The sequence below is a fragment of the Mesorhizobium sp. Root102 genome (assembly GCF_001425625.1).
Taxonomy (GTDB): Bacteria; Pseudomonadota; Alphaproteobacteria; order Rhizobiales; family Rhizobiaceae; genus Mesorhizobium.
Genome location: NZ_LMCP01000012.1, coordinates 249,481 through 270,327, shown reverse-complemented (window position 1 = coordinate 270,327; position 20,847 = coordinate 249,481). Strand labels below are relative to the sequence as shown.

The 20,847-nt window shown below is 63.5% G+C and carries 24 protein-coding genes; 13 read left to right on the top strand and 11 right to left on the bottom strand.

From position 1 onward, the window contains the following. Positions 1 to 927, bottom strand: a complete 927-nt coding sequence (hemC, locus tag ASD12_RS12500) for a hydroxymethylbilane synthase (protein WP_056585857.1) — start codon at positions 925 to 927, stop codon at positions 1 to 3. Between the two features lie 157 nt (positions 928 to 1,084). Here hemC and tsaD point away from each other — a divergent pair, with 157 nt between their 5' ends. From tsaD to ASD12_RS12470, 6 genes are all read left to right on the top strand, one after another. Further along, positions 1,085 to 2,170: a tRNA (adenosine(37)-N6)-threonylcarbamoyltransferase complex transferase subunit TsaD gene (tsaD, locus tag ASD12_RS12495; protein WP_200951041.1), complete on the top strand. Its 1,086-nt coding sequence runs from the start codon at positions 1,085 to 1,087 to the stop codon at positions 2,168 to 2,170. Next, positions 2,167 to 3,183 (top strand): NAD(P)H-dependent glycerol-3-phosphate dehydrogenase, encoded by a 1,017-nt coding sequence (locus tag ASD12_RS12490; RefSeq protein WP_056585850.1) that lies wholly within the window; start codon positions 2,167 to 2,169, stop codon positions 3,181 to 3,183. Before tsaD ends, ASD12_RS12490 begins: the two co-directional genes overlap by 4 nt. 36 nt (positions 3,184 to 3,219) lie before the next feature. Then, the gene (locus ASD12_RS12485; RefSeq protein ID WP_056585848.1) at positions 3,220 to 3,516 is read left to right on the top strand and encodes a YciI-like protein; all 297 of its coding nucleotides are present in this window, start codon (positions 3,220 to 3,222) and stop codon (positions 3,514 to 3,516) included. A 103-nt stretch (positions 3,517 to 3,619) separates the two neighbouring features. After that, positions 3,620 to 4,045: an EVE domain-containing protein gene (locus ASD12_RS12480; RefSeq protein ID WP_056585846.1), complete on the top strand. Its 426-nt coding sequence runs from the start codon at positions 3,620 to 3,622 to the stop codon at positions 4,043 to 4,045. Continuing rightward, on the top strand, positions 4,000 to 4,698 hold the full coding sequence (locus ASD12_RS12475) for a methyltransferase (protein ID WP_200951040.1): 699 nt from the start codon (positions 4,000 to 4,002) through the stop codon (positions 4,696 to 4,698). The genes ASD12_RS12480 and ASD12_RS12475 overlap by 46 nt, the downstream gene beginning before the upstream one ends. A 55-nt stretch (positions 4,699 to 4,753) precedes the next feature. Then, on the top strand, positions 4,754 to 5,107 hold the full coding sequence (locus ASD12_RS12470) for a DUF1761 domain-containing protein (protein ID WP_056585842.1): 354 nt from the start codon (positions 4,754 to 4,756) through the stop codon (positions 5,105 to 5,107). A gap of 16 nt (positions 5,108 to 5,123) precedes the next feature. Here the strand turns inward: ASD12_RS12470 and gcvA are convergent, their stop codons facing one another. After that, entirely contained in the window at positions 5,124 to 6,044 is a 921-nt protein-coding gene (gene gcvA, locus ASD12_RS12465) for a transcriptional regulator GcvA (RefSeq protein ID WP_056585840.1), read from the bottom strand. Between the two features lie 130 nt (positions 6,045 to 6,174). Here gcvA and ASD12_RS12460 point away from each other — a divergent pair, with 130 nt between their 5' ends. Beyond that, positions 6,175 to 6,435 carry a hypothetical protein gene (locus ASD12_RS12460; RefSeq protein ID WP_056585838.1) on the top strand — a complete coding sequence of 87 codons (261 nt, stop codon included), beginning with the start codon at positions 6,175 to 6,177 and terminating at the stop codon, positions 6,433 to 6,435. A gap of 24 nt (positions 6,436 to 6,459) precedes the next feature. Here the strand turns inward: ASD12_RS12460 and ASD12_RS12455 are convergent, their stop codons facing one another. Beyond that, positions 6,460 to 6,975: a L,D-transpeptidase gene (locus tag ASD12_RS12455; RefSeq protein WP_056585836.1), complete on the bottom strand. Its 516-nt coding sequence runs from the start codon at positions 6,973 to 6,975 to the stop codon at positions 6,460 to 6,462. 165 nt (positions 6,976 to 7,140) lie between these two features. Between ASD12_RS12455 and ASD12_RS12450 the strand changes: the two genes are divergently transcribed. The 4 genes from ASD12_RS12450 to ASD12_RS12435 all read left to right on the top strand — a co-directional run bounded on the left by ASD12_RS12450 (position 7,141) and on the right by ASD12_RS12435 (position 10,119). Continuing rightward, entirely contained in the window at positions 7,141 to 7,824 is a 684-nt protein-coding gene (locus ASD12_RS12450; RefSeq protein WP_013528898.1) for a response regulator transcription factor, read from the top strand. 120 nt (positions 7,825 to 7,944) lie between these two features. Continuing rightward, the gene (locus ASD12_RS12445) at positions 7,945 to 8,400 is read left to right on the top strand and encodes a Crp/Fnr family transcriptional regulator (protein WP_056585833.1); all 456 of its coding nucleotides are present in this window, start codon (positions 7,945 to 7,947) and stop codon (positions 8,398 to 8,400) included. Positions 8,401 to 8,455: 55 nt separating this feature from the next. Next, complete coding sequence (locus ASD12_RS12440; protein ID WP_244482830.1) at positions 8,456 to 8,920, top strand: GNAT family N-acetyltransferase; 465 nt, start codon at positions 8,456 to 8,458, stop codon at positions 8,918 to 8,920. 104 nt (positions 8,921 to 9,024) lie between these two features. Further along, positions 9,025 to 10,119, top strand: a complete 1,095-nt coding sequence (locus ASD12_RS12435; protein ID WP_082525395.1) for a glycosyltransferase family 9 protein — start codon at positions 9,025 to 9,027, stop codon at positions 10,117 to 10,119. Between the two features lie 191 nt (positions 10,120 to 10,310). Here the strand turns inward: ASD12_RS12435 and ASD12_RS12430 are convergent, their stop codons facing one another. The 3 genes from ASD12_RS12430 to ASD12_RS12420 all read right to left on the bottom strand — a co-directional run bounded on the left by ASD12_RS12430 (position 10,311) and on the right by ASD12_RS12420 (position 14,783). Further along, positions 10,311 to 11,117 carry an exodeoxyribonuclease III gene (locus ASD12_RS12430; RefSeq protein WP_056585827.1) on the bottom strand — a complete coding sequence of 269 codons (807 nt, stop codon included), beginning with the start codon at positions 11,115 to 11,117 and terminating at the stop codon, positions 10,311 to 10,313. A gap of 167 nt (positions 11,118 to 11,284) precedes the next feature. Continuing rightward, entirely contained in the window at positions 11,285 to 11,968 is a 684-nt protein-coding gene (locus tag ASD12_RS12425) for an outer membrane lipoprotein carrier protein LolA (RefSeq protein WP_056585825.1), read from the bottom strand. Positions 11,969 to 12,119: 151 nt separating this feature from the next. Then, positions 12,120 to 14,783 (bottom strand): DNA translocase FtsK, encoded by a 2,664-nt coding sequence (locus tag ASD12_RS12420; protein WP_056585823.1) that lies wholly within the window; start codon positions 14,781 to 14,783, stop codon positions 12,120 to 12,122. Positions 14,784 to 14,984: 201 nt separating this feature from the next. Between ASD12_RS12420 and ASD12_RS12415 the strand changes: the two genes are divergently transcribed. Further along, positions 14,985 to 15,320 carry a hypothetical protein gene (locus tag ASD12_RS12415; RefSeq protein WP_244482829.1) on the top strand — a complete coding sequence of 112 codons (336 nt, stop codon included), beginning with the start codon at positions 14,985 to 14,987 and terminating at the stop codon, positions 15,318 to 15,320. Positions 15,321 to 15,446: 126 nt separating this feature from the next. Here the strand turns inward: ASD12_RS12415 and ASD12_RS12410 are convergent, their stop codons facing one another. The 4 genes from ASD12_RS12410 to tesB form a co-directional block, all read right to left on the bottom strand. Next, positions 15,447 to 15,722 (bottom strand): hypothetical protein, encoded by a 276-nt coding sequence (locus ASD12_RS12410; protein WP_056585821.1) that lies wholly within the window; start codon positions 15,720 to 15,722, stop codon positions 15,447 to 15,449. A gap of 269 nt (positions 15,723 to 15,991) precedes the next feature. Further along, positions 15,992 to 17,173: an ammonium transporter gene (locus ASD12_RS12405; RefSeq protein WP_244482843.1), complete on the bottom strand. Its 1,182-nt coding sequence runs from the start codon at positions 17,171 to 17,173 to the stop codon at positions 15,992 to 15,994. A gap of 205 nt (positions 17,174 to 17,378) precedes the next feature. Further along, a complete protein-coding gene (locus ASD12_RS12400; RefSeq protein WP_056585818.1) occupies positions 17,379 to 17,717 on the bottom strand; it encodes a P-II family nitrogen regulator in 339 nt (112 codons plus the stop codon). A gap of 217 nt (positions 17,718 to 17,934) precedes the next feature. Beyond that, positions 17,935 to 18,810: an acyl-CoA thioesterase II gene (gene tesB, locus ASD12_RS12395; RefSeq protein WP_056585816.1), complete on the bottom strand. Its 876-nt coding sequence runs from the start codon at positions 18,808 to 18,810 to the stop codon at positions 17,935 to 17,937. A gap of 99 nt (positions 18,811 to 18,909) precedes the next feature. Here tesB and ASD12_RS12390 point away from each other — a divergent pair, with 99 nt between their 5' ends. Further along, the gene (locus tag ASD12_RS12390) at positions 18,910 to 20,187 is read left to right on the top strand and encodes a ubiquinone biosynthesis hydroxylase (protein ID WP_056586800.1); all 1,278 of its coding nucleotides are present in this window, start codon (positions 18,910 to 18,912) and stop codon (positions 20,185 to 20,187) included. Between the two features lie 10 nt (positions 20,188 to 20,197). Here the strand turns inward: ASD12_RS12390 and ASD12_RS12385 are convergent, their stop codons facing one another. Then, a complete protein-coding gene (locus ASD12_RS12385) occupies positions 20,198 to 20,725 on the bottom strand; it encodes a hypothetical protein (RefSeq protein ID WP_056586797.1) in 528 nt (175 codons plus the stop codon). Positions 20,726 to 20,847: the final 122 nt, after the last annotated feature.

The window sequence follows — 20,847 nt, the reverse complement described above, 5'->3', positions numbered from 1 at the left end:
TCAGAGCCAGCCGTCGAAGAACTTTTCGCCGGCCCTGGCTCGCACCGTCCTGGCTGATTCGGCGCCGATACGGGCGGCGTCCTGCGCCGGTCCCTGCAGCTCGACCGCATGCGACTGCGTGCCGTCGGGCGAGATGATCAGCCCGGCAAAAGAAAGCATCCCGGCCACGATCGCCGCATAGCCGGCGATCGGGGTGCGGCAGGAACCATCCAGCGCTGCGAGGAAGGCGCGCTCGCAGGCCAGCGCCTGACCGGTCGGAACATCATGGATTGCCACCAGCATCTTTTCGACATCGCTGTCGCCGATGCGGGTCTCGATGCCGATCGCGCCTTGCCCCGGCGCCGGCGGAAAGATGTCGAGCGGTATCAGGTCGGTGAGGACATGTTCGAGCCCGAGCCGCTTCAGCCCGGCATAGGCGAGGATCGTGCCGGCGGCGACACCTTCGTCGAGCTTGCGCAGTCGTGTCTGCACATTGCCGCGGAACATCACCACGTCGAGATCCGGCCGCATGCGACGGATCAGCGCCTGCCGCCGCAGCGACGACGAGCCGACTTTCGCTCCCTGCGGCAAGTCGGCAATCGTCTTCGCCGCCCTGCCGACAAAAGCGTCGCGCGCGTCCTCGCGCGGCAGGAAGGCCGAGAGTTCGAGACCGTCGGGCAGTTGCGTCGGCATGTCCTTCGACGAATGCACGGCGATATCGATCCGGCCCGCCAGCAGCGCCTCCTCGATCTCCTTGGTGAACAGGCCCTTGCCGCCGGCTTCCGACAGCGGCCGGTCCTGGATGCGGTCGCCGCTGGTCGAGATGACGACGATCTCAAAGGCCTCCGCCGGCATGCCATGCGCGGCCATCAGCCGCGCCTGCGTCTCCTGCGCCTGTGCCAACGCCAGCGGGCTGCCGCGTGTTCCAATTCTCAAGATTGTTTGCATGGCGCGCGGTCCGTGATAACCCCCGGCCTGAGCATTTTGCAGCCAAGTGGAACCACTTGGCGTCGCAGGAATGCGGCTAAAATAACCGAGGCCTTTCCGGCCTTTCTCCTAACGGGGAAAGGCCCGACAGACAATCTCTTGGGATAGCGACGAATTGATCCGCGTGCTGGGCATAGAGACGAGTTGTGACGAGACCGCCGCAAGTGTCGTGGCGCTGGACGGCGACGCCGCGCCAAAAATCCTCTCCAACATCGTGCTCAGCCAGATCGAGGAACATGCCGCATTCGGTGGTGTCGTGCCGGAGATCGCGGCGCGCGCCCATGTCGAGGCGCTGGACGGCATCATCGAGGCGGCCCTTGCCGATTCGGGCGTGTCGCTCGCCGACATCGACGCGATTGCCGCCACCGCCGGTCCCGGCCTGGTCGGCGGGCTGATCGTCGGGCTGATGACGGCCAAGGCGATCGCCGCGGCGGCAAACAAGCCGCTGATCGCCATCAACCACCTCGAAGGCCATGCCTTGACCGCACGGCTGACCGACGGCCTCGACTTTCCCTATCTGCTGCTGCTGGTCTCGGGCGGTCACACGCAGATCCTCGCCGTGCGTGGCGTCGGCGACTATCAGCGCTGGGCAACGACCATTGACGATGCGCTCGGCGAAGCCTTCGACAAGACGGCCAAGATGCTCGGCCTGCCCTATCCTGGCGGACCGAATGTCGAGAAGGCGGCACGGGCCGGCAATGCCTCACGCTTTGCCTTTCCGCGTCCGATGAAGGGCTCGGCGCAGCCCGACTTCTCCTTCTCCGGCCTCAAGACCGCCGTGCGCCAGGCAGCGACTGCCATTGAGCCCTTGAGCGACCAGGATGTCGCCGACATCTGCGCCTCGTTCCAGGCGGCGGTCGCCGATGCGCTGGCCGACCGCGTTTCTCGCGCGCTGACGCGCTTTCGCGAGACATTTCCCGGCACCAGGAACCCGGCGCTGGTCGTTGCCGGCGGTGTCGCCGCCAACCGCACGATCAAGGCGATGCTGGAGCGACTCTGCGGCGAGACCGGCTTCACCTTTATTGCGCCGCCGCTGAAACTTTGCACCGACAATGCAGCGATGATCGCCTGGGCGGGCGTCGAGCGGCTACGCGCCGGCATGACGCAGGAGAACGGCTTCGATTTCGTGCCGCGCTCGCGCTGGCCGCTGGACAGCATCTCGACACCGATGGTCGGTTCCGGCCGGCGCGGGGCCAAGGCATGACTGACCAGGATATGAACAGTCCAGACAAGAGCGGCTGGTGTGTCAGCGTGCTCGGCGGCGGCGCCTGGGGCACCGCGCTGGCGCTGGCGATGCTGCGCGCCGGTCATTCGGTCCGGTTGTTCGCGCGCGACCCGGAAACCGTCGCTTCGATCGGGCGTGGCGAGAACCCTCGCTATCTGCCCGGCATCACTATTGCGCCCGGCATCGAGGCGACGAGCGACATCAAGGTGGCACTTGCCGGCGCCGATTGCGTGCTGGCGGTGACGCCGGCGCAAGCGCTTCGGGCAACGCTGGCGGTCGCCAAAGCCCATATGCCGACCGGTATCCCGCTGGTTCTCTGCGCCAAGGGCATCGAGCGCGACACGGGCGCCTTGTTGTCGGCAATCGTCGAAGAGATCCTGCCGCAAAATCCGGTCGCCGCTTTGTCCGGCCCGAGCTTCGCCACCGATGTCGCCCGCGGCCTGCCGACGGCCGTTGTGGTCGCCGCCCGCGACGAGGCATTGGCTGCCGATCTCGCTGCCCGCTTTTCCGCCGAGAACCTGCGCTGCTATTCGAGCGACGACCTGATCGGCGTCGAAATCGGCGGCGCCTTGAAGAACGTCTTCGCCATCGCCGCAGGTGCTGTCACCGGCGCCGGTCTCGGCGCCAGCGCCCAGGCCGCCATGGTGACGCGCGGCTTTGTCGAACTGCGCCGCATCGGCGCCGCCTTCGGCGCCAGGCCGGAGACCTTGATGGGGCTTTCCGGCCTTGGCGACCTGTTGCTGACCTGCTCGTCGACCCAGTCGCGCAATTTCGCCTACGGGCTGGCGCTCGGGCAAGGCAAACCGCTGGCCGGATTGCCGCTGGCCGAGGGCGTGCCGACGGCGGCGATTGCTGCCCGCATCGCCACCGAGCGCCACATCGACGCGCCGATCATTGCCGCCGTCGCCGCGATACTGGACGGCACCATCACCATCCGGCAGGCAGTGACGGCTCTGATGACCCGGCCGCTGAAGACCGAAACCAACGATTGATCCCCACGACTTGATTCAACGACCAGGAGAACGATCATGCTGTTTGCTTTGATCTGCAAGGACAAGCCAGGAAACCTGCAGGTACGCCTCGACACCCGGCCCGCCCATGTCGTCTTCATCGAAGGCCTGAACAGCGAAGGGAAGCTGGCCTTCGCCGGTCCTTTCCTCGACGCCGACGGCAAGCCGAACGGCACTCTCGCCGTCATCGAGGCTCCGGATATGGCAGCGGCTCGGGCCCTGGCGGCTGCCGACCCCTACGCCAAGGCCGGGCTGTTCGAAAGTGTCGAAATCCGCCCGTGGAACTGGACGTTCAACAAGCCGGCGGCTAGTTAATCCCGGTCGTCGGCGCGCGAACGCTAAAGCAATTCCAGGAAAAGTGTGAAACGGTTTTCCGTCCGGAATTGCGTTAAACAAAGAGCCTAGGAGGAGCAAGGACATGAACTACTGGCTGTTCAAATCGGAGCCATTCAAGTTCTCCTTCGAGATGCTGAAGGCCAAGGGCAAGGCCGGCACGCAATGGGACGGCGTGCGCAACTACGCCGCACGCAACAACATGAAGGCGATGCAGGTCGGCGATCTCGGCTTCTTCTATCATTCCAACGAGGGACTGAACGTGGTCGGCATCGCCGAAGTCTGCGCGCTGGCCCATCCCGACACCACGTCGGATGACCCGCGCTGGGAATGCGTCGACATCCGCGCGGTCCAGGATGTGCCCAACCCGCCGACGCTGGAAGAGGTCAAGGCCAATCCAAAGCTTGCCGACATGGCGCTGGTGCGGCTCGGGCGGCTTTCCGTGCAGCCGGTGACGCCGGCCGAATGGAAGGAAGTCTGCCGCATGGGCGGCTTGACGCCGGCTCCGTGACGGCGCTGACGCCCAACAGCGCGAAGCAGTTCATTCTCGACAACACGGCGCTGATGACGTCGCCGCACGTGCCCGAAATCCTGCTTCATCTTGCCGACGAGGCGCATGATCTGTGGCAGCGGACCGAGGACGAGCTGGTCGAGATCGGCCTGCCGCCGCCCTTCTGGGCCTTTGCCTGGGCCGGCGGCCAGGGCCTTGCCCGCTATGTCCTGGACAATCCCGGCACGGTGCGGGGCAAGCGCGTGCTCGACTTCGCCTCCGGCTCAGGCCTCGTCGCCATCGCCGCCGCCAAGGCAGGTGCTGCCAGGGCGATAGCCACCGACATCGACCCGTTCTGCGCGACCGCGATCCGCCTCAACAGCGAGGCCAACGATGTCGCGATCGAATTTCTCGGCACGGATTGTATCGGCACCGATGGGGGTTGGGACGTGATCCTGGCCGGCGACGTTTTCTATGACAAATCCTTCGCCGACCGGCTGATGCCGTGGTTCGCAACCCTGAAGGCGCGTGGCGCCGAAATCCTCGTCGGCGATCCCGGCCGGTCATATATGCCGAAGGCGGGGCTGGAGCCGCTTGCGGTCTATGAAGTGGCAGTCACGCGGGCACTGGAGGATTCCCTGGTCAAGCGCACGACTGTCTGGCGGTTTGCTTGACGCCAACGCCGAACAGGCGTTCCATCACAGCCGCATCGGAGGGGGAAGCTGATGGATTTTCGGCAGTAAACTGGCTGGCCGTGAGCCCTGGCTGAAGGCCGCAAAGCTTGACCCGGCCACGATGAAGAAATCGCCGCTGCCCTTCGTCATCAGCTTCATCGCCGAACTGGTCATGGCCTACATCATGGCCCTGGTTGTCGGCGCGATGACGGGTGGCGAGCCGACACTGCTTGCCGACCTGGTCATCGGTTTCGTGCTTTGGCTGGGCTTCGTCGCCACGACGCTCTCGGTCAACCATCGCTACGAGAATTTCGGCTGGGACCTGACCCTCATCGACAGCGGCCACTGGCTTGGCGTACTGCTGATCATCGGCGCCGTGATCGGCTGGTTCGGCGCCGCGGCAAGCTGACCGCTTCCCGCGATCGTCAGGTCCGCGTCTTGGCGACTTCCTCGAGAATCCATTCGCGGAAGGCGACGATACGCGGATCGTCGGCCGCACTCTCTGGATAGACCAGGAAATAGGCGAACTCGGGAGCTATCCGCAGGCCGAGTTCAAAAGGCTGCACCAGCCTTCCTTGGGAAAGGTCGTTCGCCACCATGGCGAAATCGGCGAGCGCGACGGCATTGCCGTCGAGCGCTGCCTGGACGGCGTCCGTGGAGTTTCCGAACACGACGGTCCGGCTGTCGTCGAAATCGTTGACGCCGACCGCCGCCATCCACATCCGCCAGTTCGGCCATGTCACGCCTTGTCGCGACCATTCGATATGTGCAAGCGTGTGATTGAAAAGATCGCGCGGCTCGCGCAGCGGCGGACCGGAGGTCAAGAGGCTCGGGCTGCACACCGGAATGAGGATGTTGTCGAACAGCCGGTGGGCGCGCAGGCCCGGATATTTGCCGGCGCCGAAACGGATGCCGACATCGACGTCATCGAGTTCGAAATCCCGCACTTCATAGGCGATGTCGAATCGCAACTCGATAGCGGGGTGATGCTTGCGAAAATCGTCGACGCGCCGCATCAGCCATTTTGACGCGAACTGTGCATCCAGCGTCACTTTCAGCAGCGCGGTGCCGCGCGTCAGCTTTTGCGCCCGCGAAACGGCCCGGCCAAGCAGGTCGAGCGCGTCGATCGAGGCCTCGAACAGCACCGTGCCAGCCTCGGTCAGCCGGATGGTGCGGCTGGTGCGCGTAAACAGCACCAGTCCGAGCTGATCCTCGATTTCCTTGATCTGGTGGCTGACGGCGGCTGGCGTCAAGCCCAGCTCGTCGGCGGCACGGGTGAAATTGAGGTGCCGGGCCGCTGCTTCCAGCGTCCTCAAGGCGCGAGTTCCTGGCAGAAGGCGGGCCACGCTATCCTCAAATAAAACTTGATGATCCAGAGAAAACTACTCGTTTCTCGCAGGGATTTCAATCTGGCATGATCCAGTCATCGATACATCAACAAGCCGGATTTGATATCCGGAGAGCGCGGATCACACCATGTCCATCATCGCTTTGAATTCGTCCAAACCCCGTCCGAACTGGCTGGCCGAGAGCCTCGACTGGCTGCGTCACGCCCGGGTCGCGATCAATCTCCCGCACCAGAATGTCGAAGACCTTTCGGACCGGCAACTGCGCGACGTCGGCGCCAGGCGCAAGGACATCGCACGCGCCATGGACCGTGAGATGGGCCGCCTCGGCCTTCTCGACATCGGCTGGCAGCAGCCGCGAAGGTCAGGGAATAGGCAGTGGGAAAATTAAGTCAGCGCCCCTACTGCCTACTGCCTACCTCACCACCCTCACCACAGTCCGATCCGACAGCAGCGGCAGCAGCCGCGCCATTGTTTGCGCCGTGACGGCCACACAGCCTTGCGTCGGCGTGAAGCCGGGGCGCGCCAGATGGAAAAAGATGGCGCTGCCGCGCCCGCGCCGGCGTGGCGACAGGTTCCAGTCGAGCACTAGGCAGGCGTCGTAGAGCCGGTCGTCGCGCCGCATGCGTTCGTGGCTGGCGCCATAGGGAATCTTGACCGGCCTGTTGTAATTGCGATCGTCGGGCACTTCGCACCAGCCCAGGTCGGGTCCGATCGGCGTCATCGCCAATCGGGTCTTGCGGCCGCTGGAGAACTGGTCTCCCCGGAAATATCCTGACAGTATCCGCATCGAGGCCAGCGGCGTGGCGCCGTCGCCTTCGCGCTTGTCCGCCGAGATGCCGCCCCGCCCCAGCGCACACGCAAACACCGTTTTGCCGGCCTGCAGCAGACCTTGGCTTGGATGGCCGGGCCGGGCCCGCACGGTCAGCACGCGCAGCCCTTTTCGCAAAATTGCGCCGGCTGCATTGCGATCGTGTTTTTTCTTGTATGATCGTGCCACGGAACAAATCACTGTGATCGGCTGTTGTGCCGGTCAGCTTCCGCATAAACAGGCAGCGGTCAACTGAATTTTCTTTTCAAAACAACGGATTGATCCATGACTTCACGCACCATTCTGATCGTCGACGACGATGACGACCTGCGCGGCACGCTGGTCGAGCAATTATCCCTTTATGAGGAATTCGATGTGCTGCAGGAATCGACCGCGGCAAAAGGTGTCGCCGCGGCGCGCGGCGGCCTCATCGATCTGCTCATCATGGATGTCGGGCTGCCCGACATGGACGGCCGCGAAGCGGTGAAGATCCTGCGCAAGGGCGGCTACAAGGCGCCCATCATCATGCTGACCGGCCACGACACCGATTCGGATACGATCCTCGGTCTCGAGGCCGGCGCCAACGACTATGTGACGAAGCCGTTCCGCTTCGCCGTGCTGCTTGCGCGCATTCGGGCGCAATTGCGCCAGCATGAGCAGAGCGAGGACGCCACATTCTCGGTCGGGCCCTACACCTTCAAGCCCAGCCAGAAACTGTTGCTCGACCCGCGCGGAGGCAAGGTGCGACTGACAGAGAAGGAGGCCTCGATCATCAAATATCTTTATCGCGCCGACCAGAAAGTGGTGACGCGCGATGTGCTGCTCGAGGAAGTGTGGGGCTACAATTCCGGCGTCACCACGCACACGCTGGAAACCCATGTCTATCGGCTGCGTCAGAAGATTGAGCGCGATCCTTCCAATGCGGAAATTCTTGTGACAGAAAGCGGTGGCTACAAGCTGGTTCCTTAAACATTTCATTATCCAATGAGCGGCCGGGGCGGGGCCGCTTTCGGGTACGATCCAGTTGGAGGGGGGTTTGGATCGACCCGCAGAGGAGGGATTGGACTGACCGTTCGGGGACACAGCTAGATGGCGTTGGATGACGACATCCGCATCCTGTCCGCCGTGAGGCTCTTCGAGGGCTTCACGCAGGAACAGTTGCGCCTGCTCGCCTTCGGCGCCGAGAACACCAGGCTGAGCGCCAACCACAAGCTATACCGCGAGGACGACGAGGCCGATTCGGCCTATATCGTCGTCAGCGGACGCATCGTGCTCTACCGGGAGCACGATGGCGAACGCATCCCGATAGGCACGGCCGGCCCCGGCACGATCCTGAGCGAGCTGGCATTGATCGCCGATACCAACCGGCTGACCAGCGCGTCGGCCGAGATCGATTCGGAAGTGATCCGGCTCAGCCGCAAGATGTTCCGCCGCATCCTGGAGGAATACCCCGAGGTCGCGGTCAAGCTCCACCAGCGCATCTCCGAGGAATTTCAGGCGATGATCCGCCGCATCGAGGAACTGGCGCCACGCTTCTCGGGCTAAGGCGCACATAGACTTTCAGCTTGTACGCGCTACCGAAAATGACCTGCCCTTCGTCATGGCGACCGAACGGCGCGAGGGCTACGACGCCCTTGTCGGGCGCTGGGACGAAACGCGTCATCGCGAGACCCTTTTCGACGACAGTCATGCCTATTTTGTCGGCGTCGACGGTTCAGCGCCGATCGGCTTCGTCATCCTTCGCCAATGGGCCTCTGCCGAGCGCGTGACGCTGGTCAAGCGCATCGCCGTCGGTGCACCAGGACAAGGCCACCGCAGAATGCTGCTGGCGGCGACGGTTGATCGGGTTTTCGTCGAGACCGACGCCTATCGGCTCTGCATTGGCCTTTTCCCGGACAATCATCGCGCCCGGCGCGCCTACGAAGCTGTCGGCTTCACGGCTGAGGGCATTTCGCGCGGCAGCGCCTTTTTCAAAGGCGTGCACCGCGACGAGCTGGTCATGGCGCAACTGCGGCCGGAGTGGGAGGATCGCCGACGGGTTGGTCATCCCACTGCCCGGACCTGAGCGGCGAGGTTCCGTTGACAGGCTAGAGGTGAAATCCTACAGAACCTCGAAGGCGGGCGGCCTAGCAGGCACCGCCACCACCAAGCTCCTGGGGGGAGCGAGGCATGCTGTCAGCTCGGTACGAGACGATTATCTTGTATTCCCGCAACGACGCGTTCGGCGACGGACTGGTCCGGATTCCGGCTTTGCGCGCCGCCAGAACGGCTTTCCCCGACAGTTTTATCGTCTACGGAACCACCGGGTCATCAACCCTTGAGCATGTGCTCAATCGCCATGTCCACCACCTGGTCGATGCGATCAATGTTCGGACGCCTCTGATGCAATTGGTGGCCAGCCACCGTAAGGGCAAGGAGCGGTTGGCCGTCGTCGATTTCCGCATCTCGGGGCGCTGGCTGATCCAGACCTGGGCCTCGCTGCTCGGCCGCGGCATCGCCTATGAAGCGAACTTCCCGGGCTTCGCTCTTTCCTGGCGCCCCGGTCAGAAACCCGAAGCACGGCCCGAGCGCAATGCATGGCGCTACCACCGCCTCATTGAGCGTCTTGCCGGCAGACGGTTGCCTTTCGACCATCGGCTGGAACCCATCCCGGCCGCGCGGGCGGCGGCCAGGACCCTGGCGGGCGGCAAGCATGCTCCATTGATCGTCATCGCGGCGCATGGCGATGGCGGCAAGCGATTGACCGCGGATCAGGTTGTCGCGGTATCCGCCAGCATGATCGCCGACGGGGCAAACCTCATCTATGTGAAAACACCTGGTGATGGCCCCGATATGGCTGAACTGGCCCAACGCGTGCCGAAGTTGCGGCTTGTCGATTCCACTACGGTCGAGGGCGTCAATGTCAGCGACGTTCTACTTGCGCTCGGAGAGTTTGCCGATCTCTACATTGGCGCCGAAGGCGGTACGGCGCATCTGATGGCTACGGTGATGACACCGATGATAATCGTCAGTGGCGGTGCCAGCATGGCGCGCTGGCGGCCGCTTTCGAACTGCGTGGACGTAGTCGAATCCCGCCATGCAAGTCCAACCGGCCTGGTCGCAAATGTCCCAGCGCCCAAAATCATCGAAGCGGCGCAACGGATGTTGGCGACGCGCCACCGCGACCACCCCCATCTGCTGGATCACGCGAACAAGACAGGACCCCTGTCCGCGCAGCCGTCTTGGGACAACGACCTGCACAAAGACTTGAAGCGCGTCGTTTGAACCCCTTTGGACCCAGCGCAGCTTAAGGTGTGTTGAGATTCAGGTCAGGCCGAGCCGAAAATGGCTGATACAGAGAACCGGAGCGGAGCGTACTTTTGGGTATGTGAGCACAGTTCTACCGCGACGCGGTAGAACGAGGAAGCGCAGGAGGCCGTCATTTGCAGGCCGGCCTCACCTGAATATCGACAGACCTAATCCAGATCGAACCGCGCGATAACAGGCACATGGTCCGACGGGCGCTCCCAGCCGCGCGCCAGGCGCAGAATCTCGTAGCCGGCAAAATCGGGAACCAGATTCGGCGACGACCAAACATGGTCGAGCCGCCGGCCGCGGTCCGACGCTTGCCAATCCTGCGCGCGGTAACTCCACCAAGTGTAGAGCTTCTGCTCATGCGGCACATTGAGCCGCATCAGGTCGACCCAGTTGCCGGCGAGGCGCATCGCCTCGAAATTTTCCGTCTCGACCGGCGTATGGCTGACCACGTTGAGCAATTGCTTGTGCGACCAGACGTCGTGTTCGAGTGGGGCAATGTTGAGGTCGCCGACCAGCACCGAGCCGGACACATCGTCATGCTCCGCCCGGATGGCATTCATCTCGGCGACGAAATCGAGCTTGTGCTTGAACTTCCTGTTGATGACGGGATCCGGTTCGTCGCCGCCCGCCGGAACGTAGAAATTGTGCAGCAGGATCGCCTTGCCGCCGGCCCGCACGTTCACCGAGAGGTGCCGGCTGTCCTCGATCTCGCAGAAACGCCGCTTCTCAACCACCGCGATCGGCCGCCGCGCCACCGTCGCGACGCCGTGGTAGCCCTTCTGGCCATGGAAGGCGATGTGCTCGTAGCCGAGTTTGCGGAAGGCCTTTTCGGGAAACAGTTCGTCGGGAACCTTGGTTTCCTGCAGGCAGAGCACGTCAGGCGCATGCTCGACAAGCAGGCGCTCGACGATCGGCATGCGCAGCCGAACGGAGTTGATGTTCCAGGTGGCGATGGAGAAGGGCATTGGCAATCCAGGACAGCGTGCGGCCGGCCAGAACCGATGGGCCCTGACGGGGAAGACGCCTTTTGACGGAGTCAGTCCGGGAAACTGCCAGCCGCAAGCCGCAAAGACAAGCCGGCCAACGCGCGACGAGGCGCGGCCCGGTGCTTTCCACAGCTATAACGGCAGGGTTAGCGCGACTTGTTGGTGTTGAGCTCGCGATTCGCCGTGTAGTCGATGGCGAAAGTATCGGGGGCGAAGCTGACGCCTTCCTTGGTGTTGAAGATCATCACCGTTGTGTCCTTGCCCTGCGCGTCGGTGATCGTCCACTGTCGCAAATCAAAGGTTTTAGGGTCGAACATCATCGTGATCTTCGAATTGCCGAACACCGATTTGTCGGCGAGCTGGATGGTGGTGAGGTCATCCTCCTGCTTGACGCTTTTGACGCGGTCGCCAGAGAGGTCGATCCTGGTGTCGAGCAGCAGCTTCAGAGGCGTCTTCGACAGCGGATAGAGATCGGACGTGTTGAGCTTCTTGTTCAGGATGACCACCGACTCACCGTCTGAAATCACCCGGAAGTTCGAAGAGCCGTCATAGTTGAAGCGGATCTTGCCCGGCCGTTCGAGGAAGAACTTACCGCCGGTCTGCTCGCCCTTGGGGCCGAACTGCACGAATTCGCCGCTCATCGATTTCACCGAGGAAAAATGGTCGGCGATCTTCTGTGCCGCGGCCGGCACGGCCGCCTGCGCCGAAGCCAGCACCTGGAAGCCGGGCACCGCGTTGAAGGCTGCCGCCCCTGCAAACGCCAGGCCGAGGCCCAGCAACTGACGCCGGGAGGGAGCAAATTTGCTGAGCGCTGAAGGATCATTTTTCATGTCGGTCACTCTCATCTGATTCCTGAGTTGTTCTGTGCTTGGACCCCCAGTTAGGCTGAAGTTTGGCGGGTCAGGCGTTCCTCAGTCGCTTCAACGTCTTGAAAGGTTCAAGGTTGCCAGACCGGGATGTCACAAGTGTCAGGCCTTCTGGTCAGAACTTGTCCTCTTCGGTCGGCACCAGGATCTCGCGCTTGCCGGCATGGTTGGCCGGGCCGACGATACCTTCCTTCTCCATCTTCTCGATGATCGAGGCGGCGCGGTTGTAGCCGATGCCCAGCCGGCGCTGGATATAGCTGGTCGAGGCCTTGCCGTCGCGCAGCACCACGGAAACCGCCTGATCGTAAGGATCGTCGGAATCCTCGAAATTGCTGTTGCCGCCACCGCCACTGGCTCCACCCTTGCCTGACGGTTCGTCGTCGTCCTCGCCGTCATCCTCGGTGATGGCATCGAGATATTCGGGCACGCCCTGCAGCTTCAGATGCGCGACGATCTTCTCGACTTCTTCGTCGGCGACGAACGGGCCGTGCACGCGCTGGATACGGCCGCCGCCGGCCATGTAGAGCATGTCGCCCATGCCGAGCAGCTGCTCGGCGCCCTGCTCGCCCAAAATGGTGCGGCTGTCGATCTTCGACGTCACCTGGAAGGAGATGCGGGTCGGGAAATTGGCCTTGATGGTACCGGTGATGACGTCGACCGACGGGCGCTGCGTGGCCATGATGACATGGATGCCGGCGGCGCGCGCCATCTGCGCCAGGCGCTGCACGGCACCCTCGATGTCCTTGCCGGCGACCATCATCAGGTCGGCCATCTCGTCGATGATGACGACAATATAGGGCATCGGCTCGAGATCGAGGTTCTCGGTCTCGTAGATCGCCTCGCCGGTCTGGCGGTCGAAGCCGGTCTGCACGGTGCGCGATATCTTTTCGCCCTTCTTGTCAGCCTGGGTGACACGGGCATTGAAACCGTCGATGTTGCGCACGCCGACCTTGGACATCTTGCGGTAGCGATCCTCCATCTCGCGCACGGTCCATTTCAGCGCCACCACCGCCTTCTTCGGATCGGTGACGACAGGCGTGAGCAGATGCGGGATGCCGTCATAGACCGAGAGTTCCAGCATCTTCGGATCGATCATGATCAGCCGGCAATCCTGCGGCGTCAGCCGGTAGAGCAGTGACAGGATCATGGTGTTGATGGCGACCGACTTGCCCGAGCCGGTGGTGCCGGCGACCAGCACGTGCGGCATCTTGGCGATGTCGACGATGACCGCCTCGCCATTGATGGTCTTGCCCAGCGCCAGCGCCAGCTTGGCCTTCGTCGTCTCGAAGTCGCGGCTGGCCAGGATCTCGCGCAGATATACGGTTTCGCGCTTGGCGTTCGGCAGTTCGATGCCGATGGCGTTGCGGCCCGGCACCACGGCGACGCGGCAGGCGATGGCGCTCATTGAGCGGGCGATGTCGTCGGACAGGCCGATGACCCGCGACGACTTGATACCAGGCGCCGGTTCGAGCTCATAGAGGGTGACCACCGGACCCGGACGGACGGCGATGATCTCGCCCTTGACGCCGAAATCCTCCAAAACGCCTTCGAGCAGGCGGGCATTCTGCTCCAGCGCATCCTTGGACAGGCTGGCGTCGCGCACCACGTTCTTCGGTTCCGACAGGAAATGCAGCGACGGCATTTCGAACTTTTCCGAGCCGATCAGCGATGTCTGCGCCTCGCGCTGCACGCGGGCGCCCGGCACGGGGCGCGCCGCCGGCGCCTCGACACGGGTGGCGGCATCGGAGCGGAACGGCTGGACCTTGGCGGTCGGCGCCGCGCGTCGCTGGATGGCGGGCTCCTCCTGCTCGAAATCCATGTCGTCGTCGACGTCGAAGATATCGGCATCGTCGGGGTCGAGCGAAGCGCTGCGGTCATTGACCATGGCGGCGAAGAATTCGGGCTCGACGCGGGCGCGGCCATCCTGGCTCATCCGCTGCTCGGCGAACTCGGCCGATTCGACCCGTTCGGCGGCGCGCCGCCAGGCAGTGGAGCGCTGCTCCATCTCCGGTTCGTACTCGTCCCGCTCCTGCCTGCGGCGCACGGCGTGGCGGTGCATCCACGCGCGGAACGAGAGCCACCAATGAGTAATTGCCCCGAGCGCCAGGATGCCCTCGTCGCCTTCATCCTCGTCATTGTCGAACAAAAGGTCGTCCTCGCGCGGATCGGCGGCAGGCTCGTCCTCCATGACGGCGAAGCCGTTCTTGCGTCCGATCAGCGCCGAGCCAAGGGCAAAGAGCCACAGCGCGGGTGCGGCCAGCAGAACAGCGATGATGCTGGCGATCAGCCCGGTTGGATAGCCGCCGATGATGACGCTGGGGATCTTCAGCACCATGTCGCCGAACACGCCGCCGAGGCCGGTGGGCAACGGCCAGGTCTTGGGCGGCACAACGCAGCCGGCCATTGCAGCCGCCAGCAGCGCGAAGCCGAACCAGGACAGCCCGCGTTTGGGCAGCCTGTCGACGCCGCGCGCGGAAAACAGCAGGAAGCCCCAGATGACGGCCGGAACCAGGGCCGCGACAGCGGCGAGGCCGAAGAACTGCATGGCCAGGTCGGAGAACACAGCACCCGCATAGCCCATGGCGTTGGTGACGGTGTTGTTCGTCGCGTGCGAGAAGCTCGGATCGGCGACGTTCCAGGTGGCAAGGCTGGCCACGCCAAAGGCGGCCAGCACAAACAGGCCGGCGCCGACCAGCCGCCCGACCTGACGCCGCGCAAACGCCTGGATGCCGTGCCCCGTATCGGCCAGCGCAAGCGGTGCTGAAGCCCCTGAACGCATGCTCTTCCCCGTCTGTCATGGACTCGCCGGGTGCGTGGCGCACTTCGGCAGATTCGGGTGTCAGACTATCGGCGGGAAGGTTAAGGGCGCATTAACTATAAGAGGTTGAGATGATCAAACCTCGTTACCGCCGGTTGAGCCGCTTGCTGCCCGAGGAATAGCCGAGAGCGGGCCGCAGGGGTCACCAATTTGGGGAGAGGCATGCAATCCGTCGTCCTTCGCGTGGCGGCTCTGGCCTGGGCGGTGCTCAGTCTCCTGCTCGCCCTGCACTGGTTTGTCGAACTGGGCATGGTGGGCTTCCCGGATGGCTACGTGACGCCCTTTGCCAGAGCGACCGGCCCGCTCCTGCACATCCTCGCCACAGCCTGCCTGGCACAAGGCCTGTATTTTCTGTGCAAAGGTCTTTTCGGCAAGGGATTTGGAGTGCCGGGCCTCGGCCTGCAGATTCTGATCGCCGCAGTCCTGACGGTGGCGCCCGTGCTGATTGTCAGGAATTGCCTCAGTCCCGGACGTGCAGCAGTGCCTATGAGGCGCTGACAGGCACCATGATGGACGACGGTGCCGGCGGATAGAGCTGCCGCTGAACCAAACAATGGCGAGCCTGCGAGCCCGCCATTGGTCGTTTGGCAACAAAGATCGGGCCTCGGCCCGATCACGGCAAGATCAGTTGGCGCCGCCGAGCGCCTGGACATTCGCGCAGAATTCGGCGTGCGGCTTGCTCATCGCCGCGTCGTTGCATTCCTTCTTCATCGCTTCCTGCTTTTCCATCGGCATGGCCATGAAAGCTGTCTTGAAGTCCGCCATCGGCTTCATGGTTTTCATGCTGGAATCCGTGAAGAACGGCGCCATGTTGTCGGGCTCATCGAGAGCACCGGCAAATGCCGTGCCGCTGACCATGGCAAGAGCGAGCGCTCCGAGGCAGATGGTCTTGAGGTTCATGAGATGGTTTCCTTCCCTGTTGTTTGGCACGAGCATCAAAACGACGATCGTCCCCACAGTTCGGAACCAGAGCGGTCGATGTTTCCTCAAAAATCTTGATCACACGAACGTGATTGTCCGTATCCCGGCATTGGCAGGGTGATTGTACCAAAAAAAGAGGCCCGGACGTGATCCGGGCCTCAATGCGTGAACTCCTTTCGGGAGTGTCACGACGGGATTCTTGGGGCCGGCGGGAGGAGGGTTCCGCCGGCCCCGTGGCCAAGCTGGCCTTACGGCACCACTTCGCCATGCTGGGAGATGTCGAGGCCTTCGACCTCTTCCTGTGTCGTCGGACGCAGACCGACCAGCGCCTTGACGATGTAGAGGATCACGAAGGTGGCAATGCCCGTCCACACGATGGTGACGGCAACGCCGTAGATCTGCTTGCCGAGCGAAGCGCCTGCACCGAGGCTGTTGATCGCCGGGTCGGCGAGCACGCCGGTGAGCAGGGCGCCGATGATACCGCCGACGCCATGCACGCCGAAGGCATCGAGCGAGTCGTCATAGCCGAACATGTGCTTGACCTTGACCGCCGAGAGGTAGCAGACGACGCCGGCAACGATGCCGACGATGAAGGCGCCGGTCGGGTTGACGAAGCCGGAAGCCGGCGTCACCGCGACCAAGCCGGCGACGGCGCCCGAGATGATGCCGAGCACGGAAGGCTTCTTGGCGACAATCCATTCGGCGAACATCCAGGCCAGAGCCGCCGCGGCGGTGGCAACCTGGGTGTTGAGCATGGCAGCGCCGGCAAGGCCGTCGGCAGCCAGTTCCGAGCCGGCATTGAAGCCGAACCAGCCGACCCACAGCAGCGAAGCGCCGATCACCGAATAGACCAGGTTGTGCGGCGCCATGTTGGTGGTGCCGTAGCCTTCGCGCTTGCCGAGAACCAGTGCGCAGACGAGACCGGCGACACCGGCGTTGATGTGGACGACCGTGCCGCCGGCAAAGTCGAGCACGCCAGCCGTGCCGAGGAAGCCGCCGCCCCAGACCCAATGCGCGATCGGCACGTAGACGACCAGCAGCCACACCGCCATGAAGATCAGCAGCGCCGAGAACTTCATGCGCTCGGCGAAGGCACCGGCAATCAGTGCCGGGGTGATGATGGCGAAGGTCATCTGGAACATCGAGAAGACGAATTCAGGAATATTCGCGACGCCCGGCAGCCACAGCGAGGCAGTGGTGATGCCGTGATGGAAGAATTTCGAGGTGCCGCCGATATAGCTGTTCACGCCGCCGCCGTCCGAGAAGGCCAGCGAATAGCCGAACATGAACCACAGCACCGTCACCAGGCAGGTGATGGCAAAGCTCTGCATGATGGTGGCGAGCACGTTCTTCTTGCGCACCATGCCGCCGTAGAACAGCGCAAGGCCCGGAATGGTCATCATCAGCACGAGCGCCGTCGAGGTCAGCATCCAGGCGGTGTTGCCGGTGTCGAGCACCGGGATCGGGGCAGCAGCCGGCGCGGCCGCGGCTGCGGCAGGAGCCGCTTCCTGCGCGAAGGCGGCGACCGTGCCCAATGCTGCGAGAACGAGCGAACCCAAAAAGGCGGCCCGTCCCGTCGTCTTCAAGGTGGAAGGAATATTCATTGAACTCTCCATTGGAATACGTGATCGCCGCTCAGAGCGCGTCGGTGTCTGTTTCGCCGGTGCGGATGCGCACCGCCTGATCGATGCCGAAAACGAAGATCTTGCCGTCGCCGATCTGGCCTGTCTTGGCGGCGGCGGTGATGGCTTCGACGGCCTTGTCGACCATGTCGGTACTGACCGCGACTTCGATCTTGATCTTCGGCAGGAAGCTGACCGCGTATTCCGCCCCGCGATAGATTTCCGTATGCCCTTTCTGACGCCCGTAGCCTTTGACTTCGGTGACGGTCAGGCCCTGGATGCCGACGGCGGTAAGCGCTTCGCGTACCTCGTCGAGCTTGAACGGCTTGATGATTGCCATCACGATTTTCATAAGGTTTCACCCTTTGCTGTTGCGGTCCCCCGCGTTTGCACACCTTCACCGATCCCAAAGAGCCGGAGAGTGCCCACGAGGATTCAAGCTCCGTGCCAAGTGCCGAAGCTGGGTGTTAACTCGTTGTAAACAAAGAGATTGAGGAGCGTTCCGACGCAACCTGCTCACAGCTGCGGCGATCCATATGCTTAAAAATTAGGCAATTTTCCGAAAATGCCTACTCTGGAGGCGATCGCTTGAGCCGGATCAGCCCTTCCTGCGCAACCGAGGCGATCAGCCTGCCGTCGCGGGCAAACAGTGACCCGCGCGTAAAGCCGCGCGACCCCTGCGTCGACGGGCTGTCCTGCGTGTAGAGCATCCAGTCGTCGAGCGCATGGCTGCGATGGAACCACATGGCGTGGTCGAGGCTCGCCGCCTGGATATCGCGGTCAAAAATGGCGCGGCCATGCGCGAAAGTAGATGTGTCGAGCAGTGTCATGTCGGAAAGATAGGCAAGCACCGCTGCCTGGATGGCGCGATCCGCCGGCACCGGACCGGTGGTGCGGATCCAGATGTTCTGTTTCGGCTCCAGCTTCTCGCGGCTCGTGTAATGCTTCAGCATCACTGGCTTCATCTCGATCGGCCGGTCGCGCACCCAGTAGCGTTTGATGCCTTCGGGCACCGCCTCGCCGAACTTGCCCAGCAATTCGCGCTGCGACAGCAACGTGTCCGGCCCCGGAACGTCCTGCGGCATCGGCACCTGGTGCTCGAGGCCGACCTCGTCCTGCTGGAACGAGGCTTCCAGCGAAAAAATCGCTTGGCCGTGCTGGATCGCCACCACGCGTCGCGTTGTGAAGGAGCCGCCATCGCGGATGCGGTCGACCTCGTAGACGATCGGCACCTTGGTGTCACCGGGCCGCATGAAATAGCCGTGCAGCGAATGCACATGGCGATCGGGATCGACGGTTCGCTGCGCCGCCACCAGCGCCTGGGCAATGGTCTGGCCGCCGAAGACGCGCTGCCAGTCGAGCTGGGGGCTGCGACCACGATACAGATTGTGTTCCAGCTTCTCGAGGTCGAGAATGCCGAGAAGCTCGTCCATGGCTGCCGTCATATTTCGCGCCCTCGCCGCAGAAGTGGTATGGCGGTTTCCGACAGGACGGACAGGCAGTCAAGGGCGCAAGACCCGGCCGGCGCGCAAGGAGCGAAGATGATGGAACGCAAGGCGGACGCGAAAACCAGGCCAAGCGCGAAAACCAGGTCTGGGCTCGATGTTCTGGTTGCCGGCGCCGGCTATGTCGGCTTGGCCGCCGCCGTGTCCCTGAAGCAGGCGCGCCCGGGCCTCGCCATCGCGCTCGTTGATGCCGCGCCCGCTGGCGTCTGGCAAAGGGATGGCCGCGCGTCGGCCATTGCCGCCGCCGCCTGCCGCATGCTCGACCAGCTCGGCGTGTGGGGCGAGATCGCACCGCAGGCGCAGGCGATCACCGAGATGATCATTACCGATTCGCGCACCTCCGATCCGGTGCGTCCGGTGTTCCTGACCTTCGACGGCGAAGTGGCGCCGGGCGAGCCCTTTGCGCATATGGTCGCCAACAGGGTGCTGAACGGCGCCTTGCGGGCCAATGCGGAAAAGCTCGGCATCGACATCATCGAAGGCGTCGCCGTGCAGGGCTTCGAGACCAACGGCAGTGGCATCACCGTGCATCTCGCCGACGGTGCGACGCTGAAGGCGCGGCTGCTGGTCGCCGCCGACGGCGTCAACTCCAAGCTGCGCGACATGGCCGGCATCAAGACGGTGAAGTGGGAATATGGCCAGTCCGGCATCGTCTGCACCGTGGCGCATGAACGCCCGCACCATGGCCGCGCCGAGGAGCATTTCCTGCCGGCGGGGCCCTTCGCCACACTGCCGCTCAAACCCGGCGAGGACGGCACCAATCGCTCGTCGATCGTTTGGGTCGAACGCACGCAGGATGCCGACAAGCTGGTGGCCGGTGACGATCTCGTCTTCGAACACGAACTCGAACAGCGCTTTGGCCTGAAGCTTGGCGAGCTCCGCGTCGCTGACAAGCCGCGCGCCTGGCCGCTCGGCCTGACCATTGCGCGTGCCTTCGTCGCGCCGCGCATCGCGCTCGCCGGCGATGCCGCCCACGGTATCCACCCGATCGCCGGCCAGGGCCTCAATCTCGGCTTCAAGGATGTTGCGGCCCTTGCCGAGGTGATCGTCGAGGCCGACCGGCTCGGCCAGGACATCGGTGCGCTCGACGTGCTCGAACGCTACCAGCAGTGGCGGCGTTTCGACACGGTACAGATGGGCGTCACGACAGATGTGCTGAACCGGCTGTTTTCCAACGACATCGGCCCGCTGCGTACCGTCCGCGACATCGGCCTCGGGCTGGTCGAACGCATGCCGCGCCTGAAGGAGTTTTTTATCCGGCAGGCGTCAGGATTGTCCGCAGGAACGCCAAGGCTGCTGAAAGGCGAGGCGATCTGAGCGCTGTCGCTCAGTTCACCTCAAAACCGAGCTTCTGCCGCAGCCGCAATATCCTTTGGTCGGATATCTGCAGGCGTTTCTCGCCGCCCTGGGCGGCGCGGTTGACCATCTGCAGCAGATCGTTTCGCTCGGTGACATCGAGACGTTCGCGCAGGAACGGCGCCAGCTTGTCGATGACAACAGTGGTGTCGTCGATCTGTGACGCCGCCCATTTGGCATAGACCACCGCTTCGTCCGTTTTCTTCTTGTCGGCAATCTCGGAAATCACCGCGCGAATGACAGCCTCGCGCTGCGGCAGGATGGGCCCATTCTCGGAGACGATGGCGGTGATCAGCGTTGCCGCCGCTACGACCGGATCATCGATCGCCGTCAGCGGCGACAGGGCCGCCTGATTGCGCAGCTTCTTGCGGCGGATGTTGCCTTGCACGCGCCCGACGACGTCCGCAACCTCGCGAGCCGCGTCGTTCATCGCCTTCATCCGGTACCACCAGAACGCCGCCGCGCCCAACACGCCAAGGATAGCAATCAAGAATGGCATGCCGACATCCCCCAAAATCCCGGCGACGATAGGAGAACTCTTGGCAGGCTTCAACACGCAAAAGTTGCGCACGAAACCGAACCCAGAACGTCGGCTCAGCCAGACGCCCTGGTTCGAAGCGG

Bases quoted from the DNA above. Each gene is read 5' to 3' on its own strand.
- ASD12_RS12415 (WP_244482829.1), top strand. From the start codon at position 14,985: ATGCAATCCGTCGTCCTTCGCGTGGCGGCTCTGGCCTGGGCGGTGCTC.
- ASD12_RS12440 (WP_244482830.1), top strand. From the start codon at position 8,456: ATGGCGACCGAACGGCGCGAGGGCTACGACGCCCTTGTCGGGCGCTGG.
- ASD12_RS12405 (WP_244482843.1), bottom strand. From the start codon at position 17,173: ATGCTGACCTCGACGGCGCTCGTGCTGATGATGACCATTCCGGGCCTT.
- ASD12_RS12480 (WP_056585846.1), top strand. From the start codon at position 3,620: ATGAACTACTGGCTGTTCAAATCGGAGCCATTCAAGTTCTCCTTCGAG.
- ASD12_RS12490 (WP_056585850.1), top strand. From the start codon at position 2,167: ATGACTGACCAGGATATGAACAGTCCAGACAAGAGCGGCTGGTGTGTC.
- ASD12_RS12430 (WP_056585827.1), bottom strand. From the start codon at position 11,117: ATGCCCTTCTCCATCGCCACCTGGAACATCAACTCCGTTCGGCTGCGC.
- ASD12_RS12445 (WP_056585833.1), top strand. From the start codon at position 7,945: ATGGCGTTGGATGACGACATCCGCATCCTGTCCGCCGTGAGGCTCTTC.
- ASD12_RS12420 (WP_056585823.1), bottom strand. From the start codon at position 14,783: ATGCGTTCAGGGGCTTCAGCACCGCTTGCGCTGGCCGATACGGGGCAC.
- ASD12_RS12485 (WP_056585848.1), top strand. From the start codon at position 3,220: ATGCTGTTTGCTTTGATCTGCAAGGACAAGCCAGGAAACCTGCAGGTA.
- ASD12_RS12425 (WP_056585825.1), bottom strand. From the start codon at position 11,968: ATGAAAAATGATCCTTCAGCGCTCAGCAAATTTGCTCCCTCCCGGCGT.
- ASD12_RS12390 (WP_056586800.1), top strand. From the start codon at position 18,910: ATGGAACGCAAGGCGGACGCGAAAACCAGGCCAAGCGCGAAAACCAGG.
- tesB (WP_056585816.1), bottom strand. From the start codon at position 18,810: ATGACGGCAGCCATGGACGAGCTTCTCGGCATTCTCGACCTCGAGAAG.
- ASD12_RS12475 (WP_200951040.1), top strand. From the start codon at position 4,000: ATGGAAGGAAGTCTGCCGCATGGGCGGCTTGACGCCGGCTCCGTGACG.
- ASD12_RS12460 (WP_056585838.1), top strand. From the start codon at position 6,175: ATGTCCATCATCGCTTTGAATTCGTCCAAACCCCGTCCGAACTGGCTG.
- ASD12_RS12400 (WP_056585818.1), bottom strand. From the start codon at position 17,717: ATGAAAATCGTGATGGCAATCATCAAGCCGTTCAAGCTCGACGAGGTA.
- ASD12_RS12385 (WP_056586797.1), bottom strand. From the start codon at position 20,725: ATGCCATTCTTGATTGCTATCCTTGGCGTGTTGGGCGCGGCGGCGTTC.
- ASD12_RS12410 (WP_056585821.1), bottom strand. From the start codon at position 15,722: ATGAACCTCAAGACCATCTGCCTCGGAGCGCTCGCTCTTGCCATGGTC.
- ASD12_RS12450 (WP_013528898.1), top strand. From the start codon at position 7,141: ATGACTTCACGCACCATTCTGATCGTCGACGACGATGACGACCTGCGC.
- ASD12_RS12435 (WP_082525395.1), top strand. From the start codon at position 9,025: ATGCTGTCAGCTCGGTACGAGACGATTATCTTGTATTCCCGCAACGAC.
- hemC (WP_056585857.1), bottom strand. From the start codon at position 927: ATGCAAACAATCTTGAGAATTGGAACACGCGGCAGCCCGCTGGCGTTG.